General features: G+C 69.8%; 21 protein-coding genes and 1 pseudogene (1 of these 22 only partly in view). 9 read left to right on the top strand and 13 right to left on the bottom strand.

Going from position 1 to position 14836, the window contains the following annotated elements; genetic code table 11:
* Nucleotides 1–74: 74 nt before the first annotated feature.
* From MKK58_RS16020 to MKK58_RS16010, 3 genes are all read right to left on the bottom strand, one after another.
* On the bottom strand, nucleotides 75–578 hold the full coding sequence (locus MKK58_RS16020) for a CsbD family protein (RefSeq protein ID WP_243912988.1): 504 nt from the start codon (nucleotides 576–578) through the stop codon (nucleotides 75–77).
* Between the two features lie 58 nt (nucleotides 579–636).
* On the bottom strand, nucleotides 637–798 hold the full coding sequence (locus MKK58_RS16015) for a CsbD family protein (RefSeq protein WP_243912987.1): 162 nt from the start codon (nucleotides 796–798) through the stop codon (nucleotides 637–639).
* Between the two features lie 92 nt (nucleotides 799–890).
* Nucleotides 891–2351: a helix-turn-helix transcriptional regulator gene (locus MKK58_RS16010; RefSeq protein ID WP_243912986.1), complete on the bottom strand. Its 1461-nt coding sequence runs from the start codon at nucleotides 2349–2351 to the stop codon at nucleotides 891–893.
* Nucleotides 2352–2618: 267 nt separating this feature from the next.
* Here MKK58_RS16010 and MKK58_RS16005 point away from each other — a divergent pair, with 267 nt between their 5' ends.
* Both MKK58_RS16005 and MKK58_RS27160 read left to right on the top strand, forming a co-directional pair.
* Nucleotides 2619–2864 (top strand): hypothetical protein, encoded by a 246-nt coding sequence (locus tag MKK58_RS16005; protein ID WP_243912985.1) that lies wholly within the window; start codon nucleotides 2619–2621, stop codon nucleotides 2862–2864.
* Nucleotides 2865–3326: 462 nt separating this feature from the next.
* A complete protein-coding gene (locus MKK58_RS27160) occupies nucleotides 3327–3617 on the top strand; it encodes a GCG_CRPN prefix-to-repeats domain-containing protein (RefSeq protein WP_409565254.1) in 291 nt (96 codons plus the stop codon).
* Nucleotides 3618–3747: 130 nt separating this feature from the next.
* Here MKK58_RS27160 and MKK58_RS15995 read toward each other — a convergent pair whose 3' ends face one another.
* On the bottom strand, nucleotides 3748–4260 hold the full coding sequence (locus MKK58_RS15995; RefSeq protein WP_243912984.1) for a lysozyme inhibitor LprI family protein: 513 nt from the start codon (nucleotides 4258–4260) through the stop codon (nucleotides 3748–3750).
* A gap of 86 nt (nucleotides 4261–4346) precedes the next feature.
* Here MKK58_RS15995 and MKK58_RS15990 point away from each other — a divergent pair, with 86 nt between their 5' ends.
* Nucleotides 4347–4988 carry a lysozyme inhibitor LprI family protein gene (locus MKK58_RS15990; protein WP_243912983.1) on the top strand — a complete coding sequence of 214 codons (642 nt, stop codon included), beginning with the start codon at nucleotides 4347–4349 and terminating at the stop codon, nucleotides 4986–4988.
* A 74-nt stretch (nucleotides 4989–5062) separates the two neighbouring features.
* Nucleotides 5063–5677: a hypothetical protein gene (locus MKK58_RS15985; protein WP_243912982.1), complete on the top strand. Its 615-nt coding sequence runs from the start codon at nucleotides 5063–5065 to the stop codon at nucleotides 5675–5677.
* A 94-nt stretch (nucleotides 5678–5771) separates the two neighbouring features.
* Here MKK58_RS15985 and MKK58_RS15980 read toward each other — a convergent pair whose 3' ends face one another.
* The 4 genes from MKK58_RS15980 to MKK58_RS15965 form a co-directional block, all read right to left on the bottom strand.
* Nucleotides 5772–6497, bottom strand: a complete 726-nt coding sequence (locus tag MKK58_RS15980; RefSeq protein WP_243912981.1) for a class I SAM-dependent methyltransferase — start codon at nucleotides 6495–6497, stop codon at nucleotides 5772–5774.
* A gap of 157 nt (nucleotides 6498–6654) precedes the next feature.
* Nucleotides 6655–7005, bottom strand: coding sequence for an MmcQ/YjbR family DNA-binding protein (locus MKK58_RS15975; protein WP_243912980.1), 351 nt, complete (start codon nucleotides 7003–7005; stop codon nucleotides 6655–6657).
* An 18-nt stretch (nucleotides 7006–7023) separates the two neighbouring features.
* Nucleotides 7024–7596, bottom strand: coding sequence for a glyoxalase superfamily protein (locus MKK58_RS15970; protein WP_243912979.1), 573 nt, complete (start codon nucleotides 7594–7596; stop codon nucleotides 7024–7026).
* Between the two features lie 196 nt (nucleotides 7597–7792).
* Entirely contained in the window at nucleotides 7793–8488 is a 696-nt protein-coding gene (locus MKK58_RS15965) for a hypothetical protein (protein ID WP_243912978.1), read from the bottom strand.
* A 220-nt stretch (nucleotides 8489–8708) separates the two neighbouring features.
* On the opposite strand from MKK58_RS15965, the gene MKK58_RS15960 reads away from it, so the two are divergent.
* The gene (locus MKK58_RS15960; RefSeq protein WP_243912977.1) at nucleotides 8709–9512 is read left to right on the top strand and encodes an aminoglycoside adenylyltransferase domain-containing protein; all 804 of its coding nucleotides are present in this window, start codon (nucleotides 8709–8711) and stop codon (nucleotides 9510–9512) included.
* Between the two features lie 150 nt (nucleotides 9513–9662).
* Here MKK58_RS15960 and MKK58_RS15955 read toward each other — a convergent pair.
* Nucleotides 9663–9804: pseudogene (locus tag MKK58_RS15955) on the bottom strand (IS3 family transposase); the annotation flags it as partial.
* A 58-nt stretch (nucleotides 9805–9862) separates the two neighbouring features.
* Complete coding sequence (locus MKK58_RS15950; RefSeq protein ID WP_243912976.1) at nucleotides 9863–10084, bottom strand: hypothetical protein; 222 nt, start codon at nucleotides 10082–10084, stop codon at nucleotides 9863–9865.
* Between the two features lie 60 nt (nucleotides 10085–10144).
* Between MKK58_RS15950 and nthA the strand changes: the two genes are divergently transcribed.
* From nthA to MKK58_RS15935, 3 genes are read left to right on the top strand one after another with little or no spacing between them, the layout of a single operon-like run.
* Nucleotides 10145–10789: a nitrile hydratase subunit alpha gene (nthA, locus tag MKK58_RS15945; protein WP_243912975.1), complete on the top strand. Its 645-nt coding sequence runs from the start codon at nucleotides 10145–10147 to the stop codon at nucleotides 10787–10789.
* On the top strand, nucleotides 10786–11478 hold the full coding sequence (gene nthB / locus MKK58_RS15940) for a nitrile hydratase subunit beta (RefSeq protein ID WP_243912974.1): 693 nt from the start codon (nucleotides 10786–10788) through the stop codon (nucleotides 11476–11478). The genes nthA and nthB overlap by 4 nt, the downstream gene beginning before the upstream one ends.
* Nucleotides 11475–11828: a nitrile hydratase accessory protein gene (locus tag MKK58_RS15935; RefSeq protein ID WP_243912973.1), complete on the top strand. Its 354-nt coding sequence runs from the start codon at nucleotides 11475–11477 to the stop codon at nucleotides 11826–11828. Before nthB ends, MKK58_RS15935 begins: the two co-directional genes overlap by 4 nt.
* Nucleotides 11829–11849: 21 nt before the next feature.
* On the opposite strand, the gene MKK58_RS15930 is transcribed toward MKK58_RS15935, so the two are convergent.
* Nucleotides 11850–12548 carry a DJ-1/PfpI family protein gene (locus MKK58_RS15930; RefSeq protein WP_243912972.1) on the bottom strand — a complete coding sequence of 233 codons (699 nt, stop codon included), beginning with the start codon at nucleotides 12546–12548 and terminating at the stop codon, nucleotides 11850–11852.
* A complete protein-coding gene (locus tag MKK58_RS15925) occupies nucleotides 12541–13602 on the bottom strand; it encodes a GlxA family transcriptional regulator (RefSeq protein ID WP_243912971.1) in 1062 nt (353 codons plus the stop codon). Before MKK58_RS15925 ends, MKK58_RS15930 begins: the two co-directional genes overlap by 8 nt.
* Before the next feature lie 201 nt (nucleotides 13603–13803).
* Between MKK58_RS15925 and MKK58_RS15920 the strand changes: the two genes are divergently transcribed.
* The gene (locus MKK58_RS15920; RefSeq protein ID WP_243912970.1) at nucleotides 13804–14790 is read left to right on the top strand and encodes a DUF808 domain-containing protein; all 987 of its coding nucleotides are present in this window, start codon (nucleotides 13804–13806) and stop codon (nucleotides 14788–14790) included.
* Between the two features lie 2 nt (nucleotides 14791–14792).
* Here the strand turns inward: MKK58_RS15920 and aroQ are convergent, their stop codons facing one another.
* On the bottom strand, nucleotides 14793–14836 hold the 3' portion of the coding sequence (gene aroQ / locus MKK58_RS15915; protein ID WP_243912969.1) for a type II 3-dehydroquinate dehydratase. Its footprint extends 400 nt past the window's final position; 44 of the gene's 444 nt are visible here — the last part of the coding sequence; the start codon falls outside the window, past its right edge; the stop codon is at nucleotides 14793–14795.

The following is a 14836-nucleotide window of genomic DNA, read 5'->3' as shown; positions in this document are numbered from 1 at the left end:
GGTCGGTGGGGTGGAACATCAGGGTCCGACCGCGCAGTCCCGGCGCGGTCGGACCGAGATCGTGGGTCCGCGGATCAGTCGCGGCCGTGGATGAGCAGGCCGAGGCCGTAGCCGAGGAGACCCGCCACGAGCAGGGCGGCCATCGGATGCTCGGCGATCTGGCTGGTGGCCTCGCGCGCACCGTGGCGCAGGGTGCGGCCGCCGTTCTCGTAGGCGTCCTCGGCGCGGTCGTAGGCCTCGCGGCCGGCGCTGCGGACGTAGCGTTCGCCGCGCTCGTAGGTGTCGGCGGCGGCACCCTGGGCGCGGCGCGCGCGGTCCTCGACGTCGTCGGAGCCGATCAGGCCGCCGACCGTGTCGCGGACCTTGCCGCCGAGGTCGCGGGCGGTGTCGGCCACGTGCTCGGCAGCGTCGCGCACGGTGTCCTTGGCCTGGCCGTACAGGTTCTCGGCGGCGCCCTGCGCCTCGCGGGCACGCCCCTCGACCGAGTCCCGCTTCGATCCGGTGAGATCGCCGACCGTGCCCTGAACCTTGCCGCCGAGCTCCTTGGCGGCGCCCGTGATGCGATCCGTATCGACCATGATGTCTGTCCTTTTCCGGTTTCGAATGGTGTTCGTGGGGTGCGACGCGTGCCCGAAGCTACGGCTTAGTGGTGGTCTTCGGTTTCACGTCGGACTTCGGTGATTCCTGCTGAGACTTGCCCTCGGCCTCGACCTTCGGATCACCCACTAACTTTCCGATGGCTTCCTTGATCGAGCCCTTGAGCTTCTCGGAGGTGTCGGTCGTCTTCTGCGCGCTCATGGAATACTCCAAGGCCTGGACGATTGACACACCTCTCAAGTGGCCTGCCATTCTCGGCAGACAATGATGCAGATGTACCAGTTTAGGGGTTTTTATTTGCTAGTCTGGGTTGACGGAAACCCGTTGTCCCGGCCCCATACGATGGCCTCGGAACGTTTGTGGACGTCGAGCTTGCGGTAGAGCGACGCCGAGTGGTTGCGCACCGTGTTCCTGGACAGGTTAAGCCGCTTGGCGATGGCGTCGTCGCCGAGCCCCTGGCAGATCAAGTCGAGGATCTGGCGCTCCCGGACCGAGACGTTCGGAATGATGCCGTCCTTGTGGTCGGCGCCCGGCCGGCGCAGGTTGGCGAGCTTCTCGATCAGGCCACGGCTGAACCAGGAGGTGTCAGCCATCACCGCCTCGACGGCCTCGAACATCTCCCGCTCGGAGCGCTTACGCTCGGTGATGTCCTGCAGGACCATGAGGGCAAAGGGCTCGGAGCCAATCTCCACCCGTTCGGCCGAGACCAGGCAATCGAGATTGGTGCCATCCTCGTGCTTGAGGCAGACCTCCAGGCCGAGCACGTAACCGGTCCGTGCCACCGCCGACTCGAACTTGATCCGGGCGGCCTCGTGCACCCAGAGCCCCAGATCCGCCGGTGAGCGCCCCGACACCTTGTCGGCGCCGTACCCGAACACCCGTGTGAAGGCCTCATTGACGCCGGTGACGGCGAAATCGTCGGCGCGCGCCAGCAGCGTCGGTACCGGGGTCAGGTTGAACGCCTTGGCGAATCGCTCTTCGCTCTGGCGCAGGGCCGTCTCCGCCTTCCGGCGCAGGTCCAGGTCGGCGAAGGTGAACAGCATGCAGGGCTCGTCGCCGAGCTCGATGGGCTGGCCGGCCACGATGACGTAGCGAGATCCGCCATCCGGCAGGTCGAGGCAGGCCTCCATCTGGGGGATGGTGCCGCCGCCGTTCAAGCGCGCGATCGCAAGGTCGCGATTGCGGGCGCCGGCCAGCACGTCGACCTCGTAGACGCTGCGCCCGATGACGGCGTCGCGGGTGTAGCCCGTCATCTCCAGGAAGCCGAGGTTCACCTTGACGTGGCGCAGGTCCGAGAGCCGGCAGATCACCGCAGGGGCCGGGTTGGCGTTGAACGTCGTCTCGAAGCGCTCCTCGGCGTCGAACTGCTCGGAGACGTCCTTGAGGATCAGCGCGAGGCAGCTGGGCTTCCCCTCGTGATCCGTCGCCACGAGGCTTCGCAGGGAATGGACGAAGTCGACGTCCGGCTGGTCGGTGCGTTTCACGTCGACGATGACGTCGTGGAAGCGCTCGCCCGAGACGACGCGCTCCATCGGATAATGGTTCGGGGTGTGGTTGTTGCGGTAGCGCAGGGCGAAGCGCTCGCGGTAGGCGTCCACGGTTTGGCCGAGCTCGTCGACCGTCTCGGCCCCGTGCATCGCGAGTGCTGCCTCGTTCGCATAGGTGATGGTCTGGTCGGGCTCGACCAGGATCACGCCCTCGCTGAGGCCGGCGATGATCTGCCGAAGCTCGTGCCTGTCGACCCCCTCCACCACCGGTGACCACCTTCCTCGTCGCTCGTCGCGGCTTCATCGCCGCGACCAAGCAAGTCCGGAACAGCCGCTCGGTCGTACGGTTCCAGGAAAAAACGAGGATCGTCTGGTATATCCGGATCATTGACGTGAACGTGAACGATCAATCAGAAACAGCGACGAACCTTCCACCGTAGAGGGGCGGACACATCCGGTCGTTGATCGAAGAAAGTCGAATCTCCTCGCATGTACTTAAGCACCGCCCCTGAAGAACCTTCGCCGAGCGGGGGATTGCTCGGTCATGTCCAGGATCTGCTCGGACGGCGACTGGAGGCGCTCATTCTCCGAGCGGATGCGATCGGTCCCGACACGCGGCTCGGCCTGGTCCTGCTTAGGCTCAAGGCCGCCCTGCGCGACGCGGCAGCCGACGACATGGTTCAGGCGACCCTGATGCGGGCCGGGGAGCACCGGTCCCAGTTCGAGGACGGCACGAACCTCGTCGCATGGTGTACACGATCCTGCGCAACACCCACCTGAACCAGCGCAAGCGGCTGCGACGCGCGGTCGAGGCGGCCGGCGTTCTGGAAGGCCGTCGCGCTCGGCCACGGCGGGAAATTCGAGAGCCTGGCGGGATGTCCTATGCCGTCTCCCACAGTGACATCGCCATAGCCTGCGCTTGATCGCGCACCGGTCTGGAATGACGCGCCACACGCGGCGTTTTACCAAGTCAGAGCATGTCGAAATGATGCAACCGCATCATTGAGCGATGACGCGGCGGTCATATCTCACGGTCATCGCCGAACGCGTCGAAGCGAGCGGTGAGCGAATCCCGAAGTTATGCCGGACCCCAAGAGTCCCCCCGATCAGGTCCGGCATGGCCGCAGGGCCGGGCGTCGTGCCGCTCCGGGCGCACGTTCGGCCCGTAGGCCCTCCGTCACGAACGGCTCTTGGAGGAACCGACGATGGCCAACCCCGGCATGCCCGATCCCATCCCCGGGGGTGACATCCCCATCGAGATGCCGCCAAGGCCGCTCCCGGGCGAGCGTCCGCTCTGCCACCGCCGGTGCAGCCGGGGCCCGTGACGGGTGCGGGATCGGCGGGCACCGCGGGTGCTACGGATATTGCCGCCCCGACGTGGTCTACCGTCCCGTCGTCTATCGACCGGCCTTCTACGGCTACCGCCGGGTCTGCTGGTACGGTCCACGCTGGCACCGCTGGGGCGGATATCGCCACGTCGGCTTCCATCGTCCCTGGGGATGGCATGGCGGTGGCTGGCATCACCGTCGGTGATCATAGTGAGGGGTCCGGTTCGAGCCGGGCGCCTTCCTGCGTCCGCCCGCAACCATGCGTGGGCACGGCGTCGAGAAGACCTCGGCGCGTCGATCCGCAGGCCTCAAGGTGGCGGCGAGCCAAGTATGCGTCAGGGGGGCGGTCGGTCACGGGAGACACGTCCTCGCGGCGGAGGCGGATCCCTTTCGCAGGACAGGTCGCCGCCAGGACAGACGGTCTGCTCGGCCAGGTCGCGGGTCCAACGCTCGGTCTGGGCGACCGCGCATTCCCCGTGCAGCATGGACTGAATCGGTCCGTTGGCTTCGAGGTGGTCCGGGTCGTAGCCCGTTTCCAGGTTGCATTCGAGCTCGCGGAACCGTTTCCAAGCTTGCTGGGCGAGGTCCAGGTTGCGCCGACCCAGCGGGTCGAGCTTCGCCTTCAAGGTATCGTAGGCCCGGGTCAGGTCGGTCTCCGAGGCATCCAGCTTGCGTTTCGCGCAGATCGTCCCCTCCGCCTGGTTCGGCGCGTCCGCGCACAGGGCGGGCGTCTCTGCGGCGGCGGCCATCGGCCAGAGGGCTAGGAAAATGATGGTGGCTCGCAACATCGGAAGCAGTCCTGCCGAGCGCGGCAGGCCGAGGTTGCCACACGTCATGACGGTCGCCACGGAGACTATCGAGGGATCGTGTCTTCCGGAACCGTCCGATGCGATGCAATCTCGTGCCGCCACCGAACGGAGTTCCGGAGTCGGTCATGGGGGATCACGGCCGCAACGCCTTCGCCGCCGCCGCGCTCGTCGCCGCCACCTTCGTCGCGACGCCGGCCCCTGCGGCCAGCTTCGATTGCACCAAGGCCGCATCGAAGATGGAGCGTCTGATCTGCTCCGACTCTGCCCTCGGCGCCCGCGACGAGATCCAGTCGAAGCTCTATGTCGCGGCCCTGCGCGAGGATCCGCCGGGACCTATCAAGGCCAGCCAACGGGGATGGCTCGCGAAGGCCGGCGCATGCGGGACCGCCGCATGCCTCGGGGACGCCTATGACGAGCGGATCGAAAGTCTCCTGCGCACCAAGGGCGGCAACGGGGCGGCCAGGCATTTCTTCACCGAGAAGATCGACGGGAACAGCGGCGCGCTCGACGTGGCCGGTCCGATCCATGGATTTGCCTACGTCTCGCTGGTCTCGACCTATGTCGGGCCCGGAGGCGCGGAGAAGGGCGACGTCAACGCCACCGGTACCGGCGGCTTCCTCGACCTGCGTCGGGGGAAGGCCGAAATCACGGATCGTGGTTGCCTCGTCACGGTGCATCCCGAGGGAAGCGACGCATGGCAGGTCGATCAGCGCGGGACCTGCGATCTACCATCCGGAACCGGATACGCCGGCACCTACCGGCCCTGAGGATCGGCGGAGGGCGACAGGGCGACGTATCTCCCCGGGCGTGTCACCGGCCCCGCCGGCGCGGAGTCGACCTCATGTATCACACGTCGGTCGCAGCGCTTCTCATGGTTGCCGCGTTCGCGCCCCGGACCGCCTCGGCGGAGCGGTGCCCGACGGCAGCCGATATGCCCAGGGGCGTCACCCTGCGCCAGGGGAATTCCACCCTTCGGATCAAAGCGACCGGCGAGCACGAGATCAGGACCGAGACCACCACGAAAGGCGTCGGAACCGTTGCGGACACGACCTATGACGGCCTCGTCCCCATCGGTTCCGGGCAGGTCCTGGCCGACGGCGATACGACCCGCAGGTTTGTCTACCCGACAGATTACCGCACCTTCCGCCCCGAGCCCGGCCAGAGCGTCACTTACGACACCGTCTACTGGACCGGGGGATGGTTCTTCGGGGTCGAGAGCACGGACACGACCAACCTGAAGGTCGTCGGGCGCGACACCGTCCGGATCGGTGACTGCAGCTACCGGACCGTCGTGATCGAGAAGATCGTCGCCGAGGGCATGCGCGGCATCATGAGCGATCAAGTGCCAGAGCCGAGACTCTTTCGGCTGCAGTTCAGTCCCGATCTCCGCGTCGTGCTCTACGGCCATCGCGCGAATGAGCCTCCGGCGCTGCCCGACCGCTTCACCGCCGACTGAGGTCGGTCGCGGCGGCGCGGACCGGGTCGGGTGAAATCGAGCGAGGCTGGTCTCGATCCGGGCGGATGGCGAGGGGGGGACATGCCCCCATGCCTCAAGCCACGCCGGCCGGCGATGGCTTCTCCCACTCCATGACCAGGAAGGCCGGAACGCGCCGTTGAAGGGCGGCCATCTCCGGATGTCCTCCACGCGCCAAGGGCTCCTCGAAATGCCGCAACTGCAATCCGGTGGCGAGCAGCAGCGACATGTACGTGCTCAGGGGGCGATGCCAGTTCCGCACGCGGATGCCGCTCCAGCCGACCCAATCCGAACGCTCGTCCATGTAGTTGTCGATGACGAACTCGCGCGTACCATCGGGCGTGCGTCGCCAGCCCGACGGATTGCTGGCGCTGAAGAAGCCGTTGTGGTTCGCGATCAGGAGGTGACCGCCCGGACGGATGACCCGGTGCATCTCGGACACCGCCGCCTTCAGATCCGCGATGTCGATGAGGCTGAGGTAGGCCACGACGAGATCGAACGTGGCATCCGCGAACGGCAGCGCCTCCGTCGCGGCGACGCGATAATCGCCGTCGGGATGCAGCCTGCGCGCCTCGCGGATGAGCGAGCCCGCCGGATCGATGCCGACGACGCTCGCCCCCTCGCTCGCGAGCAGGCGGCAGAACCGGCCCTCGCCGCATCCGACGTCCAGGACGTCGCCCGTCCCGCGAAGCCGCGCCCGTTCGAGCATCGGCTCGTCGAGGATGAGGCGCCGCGCGAGATCGCCACCATCGGCCTGGGTCGCGATCCAGGCCGATGCGGATTCCTCCCAGCCGTTCGTCATCGGCACGCCTCCTGGCAGAATGTCTTCGCCTGCCCGGCGGACGATGGCGTCCACAGGCCTGCGCGGAAGGGGATCCGATCCCGTAAAGCGGTAGCGATGCGGATCGACATGGCCCGGCACGTCCTCCCCATGCGGGTGGGCATCGGTTGCATCGGCGTCATGCTCCCACATCCCCGCCGCGTCGCGCCCGCGGCTTCGGGGCGGCGAGACGATGAGCCATCGTCAGGGCCGACAGCAGCGTCGCCTCGTCGACGATCGTCAGGTCGCACCGCGTCGCGCCCATCCTGCCCCAGCCTCCCGGAACGGGGCTGAACACCTCGGGGACCTGTTCGCAGAAAAAGTCGCGATGGTCCGGGTCGAACATCAAGTTGAGGTCGCGGCCCGTCTCGTCCAACGTCGCGAAGGTCTTGCGGGGAGTCCGGAAGGCCGTGCGGTGGAAGTGCGGCGCCGAACTGACGGCCGCCAGGGTGGCGATGAGCGCCCTCACGCGTGCGATCTCGACGGCCATCGCCCCCCCCTCATCCTCTCAACCGATGGCGGATCGGCCCGGCCTCTGCCCGGCCCCCTCGTCGCGATGCTGACAGAACCGCAGGCGGTTGCCGAAGGGATCGGCGACCTCCAGTACGTCCCCCCATGGGACCCGCTCGATGCCGGGCCGGGCATAGCCGTAACGCCTGTCCGTCAACTCCCGGTGGAAGGCGTGGACGCCCCGCATGCGCACGAACACGGTCGAGCCGGGGCTGGCGTCACCGTGATGCTCGGACAGGTGCAGTCTAAGGCCGGCACGGGCGACCTCCATGTAGAGCGGCAGGCCCGGCTCGAAGCGGTGCTCGAAGCCGGGCGCGAAGCCGAGGAAGCCGCAGTAGAACTCGCGCGCCTTGGCCTCGTCGAAGATGCGCAGGATCGGGACCGCCTCCAGGAAGCGGATGCCGTCATCCGCGGGCTGTTCGAGGGCGGCGCAGGCGGTGTTCCAGTCCTCGTGACCGAGGCTCGCGGCGACGAGTTCGAGGGCGGTCGCGTGCGAGACGGAAAGGTCGCGCGCGGCCAGCGAGGCGCGCAGGCGCTTGGCCATGGCCTTGGCTTGGTCGACGGTCGTCATGGTGCTCTCCCATGCCGGCGTCGGATCGTCGGTGCCCGCATTGCCGACCCGGCGCCGGTCAGGGACACGGGTTGGGTTGGTCGTCCGCGATGCTTTCACCATCCCGTTCCCGGGGCGAGCGGCAGGCAGCATCGGCCTGGCGCCAGGCTATCCCAACCTCAATCCGGATGCCAAGCCGGCCGTGCGGCCCGGATGCTCAAGATTCCGTGCCAGGCGCGAGGTCTCGGAAGGACCCGCCCGCCACGAGGCGCAGGAGGCCGGCCCGCCCGTCATGGGCGTCGAGCCATCGGCTGACCTTGCAGGCGGCCCTGGCATAGAGGCCGGCGCTGTCGGCGGTCTCGATCCAGGCGGCACGGGAGGCCGGCATGTCGCCACCGGGTTCGGCGCGGCAGCGGTCGGGACCGGGGCTGAGGTAGCGCGGGTCGTCCGAGACCACCACCGCCAGCCCTTCGTCGAACCATTGGGGCACCGAGCGTGACAGCGTGGCCACCGGGCCGATGCGCCGATGGAGCTCGGCATGGGCGAGTTCGTGGGCCGCGATGACGACGTCGGCGCCGCGCGGCGACAGGACCAGCACTTGGTCGAGGAGCGCGATGCCGCGGGAGCCGCCGCCGAGGGGGCGATAGCAGGCGTCGGTACCGCACAGCAGGATGCGCGGGCTGGAGCGCAGGTCCCCGTAGGAGGCTCGGACCCTCGCCCGGGCCGCCTCGACCGTGGCCCTCGCCGCCTCCCGACGATCCGGCGGCATGCCGCGCTCGACATAGAGGCCGTCCTCGACTTCGGTGAAGCCGTAGCAGGACGGGCACCCGGCCGCGGCGGCCGCCGGGTAGGCGAAATGGATCAGGGCCACGGCGACGGCACCCAGGATGAGCGGAAGTACGACGGACCTCATGCAGCCTTCTCGCGGCTCCAAGCCGCGTTCGAATCGGGTGCGGGGAGAGTTTGGACCGTCGAGGTGAGTCGCGCCATCCGAACGACGTGCCTGACCCGCAAGGCTCACGTGGACTTGACCCGGTCCACCGGTTTCCCCCGAACTGTCGGCTTGAACCGGAGCGGTCGGCTGGTGAAGTCGGTGGCCGATTGCGTCGTCGGCCAGCCCCGGAGTGTACGCCATGAGCCGAGTGGTCTCGCTTCCAAGCCGTGTCGACTCGGTCGTCGCCGACTACAGGCGGCGTCTGGATGCCGAGGGGATGCCGGTCCTCCGGGGCTTGTACCTCGTCGGATCGGTCGCGCTCGACGACTTCCGGCCCGGGGCGAGCGACATGGACTTCGTCGCGGTGCTGGATCGTGAGCCGGCAGCACGGGATTGCGCCGCCCTCGAACGCGTCCACGCCGGACTGGCGCAGGCCGGCGGCGCCTGTTTCGACGGCTTCTACCTGACCGCCGAGGCGCTCGGACGGGTGCCGGCGCAGTATGCGGTCTTGCCGTTCAGCCTGGATGGTCGCTTCCGGACCGGCGAGGTCTGTCGGGAGGTCAACCCGGTCGTGTGGCGCTGCCTGGCCCGCCATGGGCTGACCGCGTTCGGTCCGCCGCCGAGCGAACTCGGCATCGCCGACGACGGCGACGCGGTGCGGACCTACCAGATCGAGAACCTGCGGGGATACTGGCTGCCCTGGATCACGCAGGCCGAGGCGGGGCTGGCCGCGAAGGCGCCCGGGGAGGATGCCAACGCCGAGGCCCTGGCCTGGGGCGTCCTCGGCGTGGCGCGCATCGCCTGCGCCCTGGAAACCGGAGGCGTCGTCTCCAAGGAGGGCGGGGGCCGTCACGCCCTCGCCGTGCACCCGGCGCGGTGGCATCCCATCATCCGGGATGCCTTGGCGGCCCATGCGGGCGCGATGGGGCGCGTGCCGGTCGAGACAGTTCGAGAGGGGCTTGCCTACATGCGCTTCGCCATCGCGGAAGCGACGGCCGGCTAACCGTTCGCCGAACGAGGCTTGGAGCTCGGCTCCGGACCGTTCGCGCATCGAGATCCGGGCGAGGCCTCCGGCGTCGCCATCGGTGCGCGGCGCTCAGGACCATACTCGAACCTGGCGCGGCCGGGCCTCGATCCGTGGCTCGCACGAGGCACGGCCGCGATATTCGCTCCGCTCAGAGATCTCCGCCTCCTTGCAGGCCAGCGCCAAACTCTTGCCCTGTGCCGTTTGAACCTTCGATCTGGCGCAGCGTCAGAACCACCTGCTCCGCACCTGTCTTCTGACCTCGCTTCATGTCCCGCTCCTTCGGTCTTGGCTGATCCTCTCGATCAGCCCGGTCCAAAACCAGCCGGTCAGGTCAGGGGCGCCGCCGCCACCGCGGGCTTTCGCGCATGGTCAGCGCGTAAGGCGAACGGTTTGCTCTTGGCGACGCCGTTCGGGCCGATCACCGCGTGGATCGCGCCGCGCCGGACCTGGCAACGCGTGCCGGACCGTGCGGTGAGGCTTCCGGAATGCCCGACAAAGCCCAAGCCCGCCAGGGCAATCTCGGGACGGGCGGTGCCGGCCGTCGACAACCGGGCTCGGCCCGTGACGGTCGCGGCCGCATCCCTTACGATGGGGACGGGAGACCGAACATGGCGCACGACCACGATCACGCAGACCACGATCACGACCATTCCCACCCCGCGAGCGAACTCTCGCCGATGGACTTGCGCGTCCGGGCGCTGGAATCCGTCCTCGTGGAGAAGGGCTACGTCGACCCGGCCGCCCTCGATGCGCTGATCGAGACCTACGAGACCAAGGTCGGCCCGCATAACGGCGCCCGCGCGGTGGCGCGGGCCTGGGTCGATCCCGCTTTCCGCGCGCGCCTCCTCGCCGACGCCACCCCGGCGTTGCGCGAGATCGGGATTGGCGGGCGCGGCGGCGAGCACATGGTGGTCGTCGCCAACACGCCCGAGGAACACAACCTCGTCGTCTGCACCCTTTGCTCGTGCTACCCCTGGCCGGTGCTCGGACTGCCGCCGGTCTGGTACAAGTCGCCGCCCTATCGCTCCCGCGCCGTGATCGAGCCGCGGGCGGTGCTGGCCGAATTCGGCGTGACGCTCCCGGCCGACCAGCGCATCCGGGTCTGGGATTCCACCGCCGAACTTCGCTACATGGTGCTGCCGATGCGACCCGCCGGAACGGACGGCCTCGACGAGGCCGCGCTCGCCGCCCTCGTCACCCGGGATGCGATGATCGGCACCGGCTTGGCGCGCACGCCGGAGCGAAACACATGAACGGCGGACAGGACCTCGGCGGCATGCACGGCTTCGGCCCGGTCGCCCCGGAGGCGGAGGAGCCGCGCTTCCATGCATCTTGGGAGAAGCGCGTCTTCGGGCTCGCCATGGCGATGGGCTTCACCGGCACCTGGAACCTTGATGCGAGCCGCGCCGCCCGCGAGGCCCTGCCGCCGGGCGAGTACCTCACCTCGAGCTACTACGCGATCTGGCTCAAGGCCCTGGAACGTCAAATCCAGGCCCACGGCCTCGCCACGGCGGACGAACTGGCCTCCGGCACGGTCTCGATACCGGCCCTTCCGGTCAAGCGGGTGCTGCGGGGCGAGGCGGTGGCGCCGCTCTTCGCGGGCGGTTTCCCGAGCGACCGGCCCGTCGCCACCCCCGCGCGCTTCGCGCCGGGCGCGCGCGTGCGCGCCCGCCGGATCAATCCCACCGGCCATACCCGCCTGCCGCGCTACGTGCGCGGGCAGGTCGGCACGGTGGAGGCCGTGCATGGCGGCTTCGTCTTCCCGGACACGAACGCGAACCTCGCCGGCGAGGCGCCGCAATGGCTCTACACCGTCCGCTTCGCCGGCCGCGACCTCTGGGGCGACGCGGCGGAGGCGGGCCACGCGGTCTCGGTGAACGCGTTCGAGAGCTACCTGGAGCCGGTCGATCCGGAGCCGCTGCATCCGGAGCCCGTAGCGTGAGCACCGGCCCCATCCCGCTCGGCGGCGCGGCCGATCCGGTCTTCGCCGAGCCCTGGGAGGCCCAGGCCTTCGCCCTCGTGGTGGCCCTGCACGATCGCGGCCTGTTCGACTGGAGCGCCTGGGCCGAGGCGCTCGGCGCCCACACGCGCCGGACCGGACGGGCGGCGGACTACGCCGCCTGGCTCGACACCCTGGAAGACCTGCTGGCCGCCCGCGAGGTGCTGGCCCCCGGCCTCCTCGCGGAGCGCCGGGCGGCCTTCGCCCGCGCGGCCGCCGCGACCCCGCACGGCGCGCCGATCCTCTTGGCGAACGACCCCCTGGCGAACGACCCCCTGGGCTCCGGCGCCTGAGGTCGTCCCGCGAGCCGGACCTCAGAGGCCGAGGCGGCCTTGAATCCGCCGGGCCGTCTCCGTCCGCCGCGCGGTGATGTCGGCCGCCGCCGCCCGCGCCTGTTCGAGGACGGCCGGCGGCGCCCGTTCCGGCGTGCCCGCATCGAAGGGCGGCTCGGGCGCGTAGGTCATGTAGAGCTGAATGAGCTGCGCCGCCGCCTCGCCGCGCAGGCGCGCCGCCACCGTGAGGGCTCCGTCGATGCCGGCGGTGACCCCGGCGGCGGTAACGAGCGCGCCGTCCTCGACCACCCGCGCATCCACCGGGATCGCCCCGAAATGATGCAGGAGATGGTGCGAGTTCCAGTGGGTGGTGGCCCGCCGCCCCTTCAGGAGCCCGGCGGCCCCGCAGATCAGCGCGCCGGTACAGACGGAGAAGACGCAGAGTGCCCCCGCGGCCTGTCGCCGGACCCAGTCGAGGACGACCGCGTCCTCCATCAGGGCCTCCTGGCCGTAGCCCCCCGGCACGTGCAGCACGTCGAGGGGCGGTGCCTCGGCCAGCGCCGCATCGGCGGTCAGGCGCAGACCCCGGAGGTCGCGGACCGGCGCGGTGTCCCGGGCGTAGATCCGGTAGGTCGCGTTCGGGATGCGCGACAGCACCTCGAACGGCCCGGTCAGGTCGATCTGGTCGATGCCCTCGAAGAGGAGGGAGCCGATCTGGAGGTGGCGGTCGGGGTCAAGCATGGCGGGCATCCTGTGAGGTGAGGTTTGTCGGGGAGGGCGTGCGCCGGAAGCGGTCACGGTAATTGCCGGGCGGAACGCCGACCTGGCGCAGGAAGGCGCGCCGCATGGTCTCGTCGGCCTTGAAACCGCAGAGCCGCGCCACCGCCGAGACGTTGGCCTGCTCGGATTCGAGGAGCCGGCGCGCCGTCTCGACCCGCAAGGTTTCCAGCATCCGGGCCGGCGTGGTTCCGACCTCGCCCTGGAAGGCGCGGGCGAACTGCCGGGGACTGAGGCCGACGCGCGCCGCCAGATCCTCCACGCAGAGGGGCCTGTGCAGGTTCGCGCCCATCCAGGCGACGAGGTCCGCCAGCCGGACGGAGAGACCGGCCTGCGCGGACAGCACGGTGCTGAACTGCTTCTGCCCGCCCGGCCGGCGCAGGAACATCACGAGTTCCCGCGCGATGCTCAAGGCGAGGCCGTGGCCGTGATCGGCCTCCACGAGGGCCAGGGTCAGGTCCATCCCCGCCGTGATGCCCGCCGACGTCCAGACGTTTCCGTCCTGGATGAAGATCGGTTCGGGATCGACCGCGAGATCCGGGTGGCGGCGGCCGAGTTCCGCGCACCAGCGCCAATGCGTCGTCACGCTGCGCCCGTGCAGGCAACCGGCCCCGCCCAGGATGAAGGCGCCGGTGCAGATGCCGACGACGCGCGCGGCCTTGCCGGCGAGGTCGCGGGTGAGGTCACGGAGGGGCGCCTCGCCGGCGCGGCGGCGTGCGCCCTCGCCACCGGCGACGATCAGCGTGTCGAGTTCCGTCCAGCCGGCGAGTTGCGCACGCTCGACGCTGGAGCCGATCGCGAGGCCGGCCGAGGTGGCGGCGGACCCCGGCTCGGGCACGATATGGCAGGCGACGTCGTACAGCGCCGGCCCGCCATGGTCCGCGGCCCAGAGGCGGTTGGCCTGCGACAGCACCTCGGCGGGGCCGGCAATGTCGAGGAGTTGCGCGGGCGCCGCCGCCAGGATGAGAATCCGGCGGGGACCGGGCCTGCGTGGGGCGTGAGGGGCGGGGACGGGCATGGGGCGATCCTGGCACCCGCCGACGCGGGTCACAATGTCATCGTCCCCTCGCATCCTGCCATCGCGGCGGGCACCGCTCTTGCGACCGTCCGCATTTCGCGACGCCGCCTCGGATCAAATCGCCACCTCGTTCGTCTCCTGAGAGGGCGGAGCTTGGCAGCGAAGAACGCGGGGCCGGAGCTACCGACGAAGGAATACGCCGTGAGCATCGGACTGATCGCGCTTCTCGACGACGTGGCGGGCCTCGCCAAGGTGGCGGCGGCCTCCCTCGACGACGTGGCGGCGCAGGCGGGGCGGGCGGGCATCAAGGCGGCGGGCGTCGTCATCGACGATGCCGCCGTGACCCCACGCTACGTGGTGGGCTTCGCCGCCGAGCGCGAGCTCCCCATCGTCGGCCGCATCGCGCTCGGCTCCCTGCGCAACAAGCTGCTGTTCCTCTTGCCAGCCGCCCTGGCGCTCGGCGCCTTCGCGCCCTGGGCGATCACGCCCCTGCTGATGCTCGGCGGCGCCTATCTCTCCTACGAGGGCAGCGAGAAGGTCTACGAGGCGCTGTTCCCGCACCAGGCCCACGAGGCGAAGCGCGACGCGTCCGCGGGAGACGCCCAAGCCCTGGAGGACCAGAAGGTCTCCAGCGCGATCAAGACCGACTTCATCCTCTCGGCAGAGATCATGGCCATCACCCTCGCGGCCCTGCCCGAGGGTTCCATCTGGATGAAGGCCGCCGTCCTCGCGGTGGTGGCGGTGGGCATCACGGTGGCGGTCTATGGCGGCGTCGCCCTGATCGTGAAGGCCGACGATGCCGGGCTCGCCATGGCGGCCAACACGTCGCGATCGGCCTTCGGCAGCCTGGTGCGCGGCATCGGCCGCGCCCTGGTCAAGGGCATGCCGGGCTTCCTCAAGATCCTGGCCATCGTGGGCACCGCCGCGATGATCTGGGTCGGCGGCGGCATCCTGGTGCACGGGCTGGAGAGCTACGGCCTGCCCCAGATCGGACATGCCATCCACGCCGCCGCGGTCGGCGCAGCGAACGTCGCCGGTCCGCTCGCCGGAACGGTGGAATGGCTCGTCACCGCCGCAGGCTCCGGCCTCGTCGGCCTCGTGGTCGGCGCGGCCCTGATCCCGGTGACGAGCTTCATCCTGGCACCGGCCTGGAACAGCGTCACCCGGCTCCGGACGAAGTCGGCCTGACCCTAGCGGGCCTCGCGCAGGTGGGCGAGGTGCCGAATCGCGAGCT

The sequence above is a fragment of the Methylobacterium sp. J-078 genome (genome assembly GCF_022829285.1).
Taxonomy (GTDB): domain Bacteria; phylum Pseudomonadota; class Alphaproteobacteria; order Rhizobiales; family Beijerinckiaceae; genus Methylobacterium.
Note: the sequence above shows the minus strand (reverse complement) of the source record. Positions and strands in the feature narration are given on the sequence as shown.

Bases quoted from the DNA above. Each gene is read 5' to 3' on its own strand.
- MKK58_RS15965 (WP_243912978.1), bottom strand. From the start codon at position 8,488: ATGAGGTCCGTCGTACTTCCGCTCATCCTGGGTGCCGTCGCCGTGGCC.
- MKK58_RS15990 (WP_243912983.1), top strand. From the start codon at position 4,347: ATGGGGGATCACGGCCGCAACGCCTTCGCCGCCGCCGCGCTCGTCGCC.
- nthB (WP_243912974.1), top strand. From the start codon at position 10,786: ATGAACGGCGGACAGGACCTCGGCGGCATGCACGGCTTCGGCCCGGTC.
- MKK58_RS15930 (WP_243912972.1), bottom strand. From the start codon at position 12,548: ATGCTTGACCCCGACCGCCACCTCCAGATCGGCTCCCTCCTCTTCGAG.
- MKK58_RS16015 (WP_243912987.1), bottom strand. From the start codon at position 798: ATGAGCGCGCAGAAGACGACCGACACCTCCGAGAAGCTCAAGGGCTCG.
- MKK58_RS15980 (WP_243912981.1), bottom strand. From the start codon at position 6,497: ATGACGAACGGCTGGGAGGAATCCGCATCGGCCTGGATCGCGACCCAG.
- MKK58_RS15985 (WP_243912982.1), top strand. From the start codon at position 5,063: ATGTATCACACGTCGGTCGCAGCGCTTCTCATGGTTGCCGCGTTCGCG.
- MKK58_RS15925 (WP_243912971.1), bottom strand. From the start codon at position 13,602: ATGCCCGTCCCCGCCCCTCACGCCCCACGCAGGCCCGGTCCCCGCCGG.
- MKK58_RS15960 (WP_243912977.1), top strand. From the start codon at position 8,709: ATGAGCCGAGTGGTCTCGCTTCCAAGCCGTGTCGACTCGGTCGTCGCC.
- nthA (WP_243912975.1), top strand. From the start codon at position 10,145: ATGGCGCACGACCACGATCACGCAGACCACGATCACGACCATTCCCAC.
- MKK58_RS15970 (WP_243912979.1), bottom strand. From the start codon at position 7,596: ATGACGACCGTCGACCAAGCCAAGGCCATGGCCAAGCGCCTGCGCGCC.
- MKK58_RS15975 (WP_243912980.1), bottom strand. From the start codon at position 7,005: ATGGCCGTCGAGATCGCACGCGTGAGGGCGCTCATCGCCACCCTGGCG.
- MKK58_RS16020 (WP_243912988.1), bottom strand. From the start codon at position 578: ATGGTCGATACGGATCGCATCACGGGCGCCGCCAAGGAGCTCGGCGGC.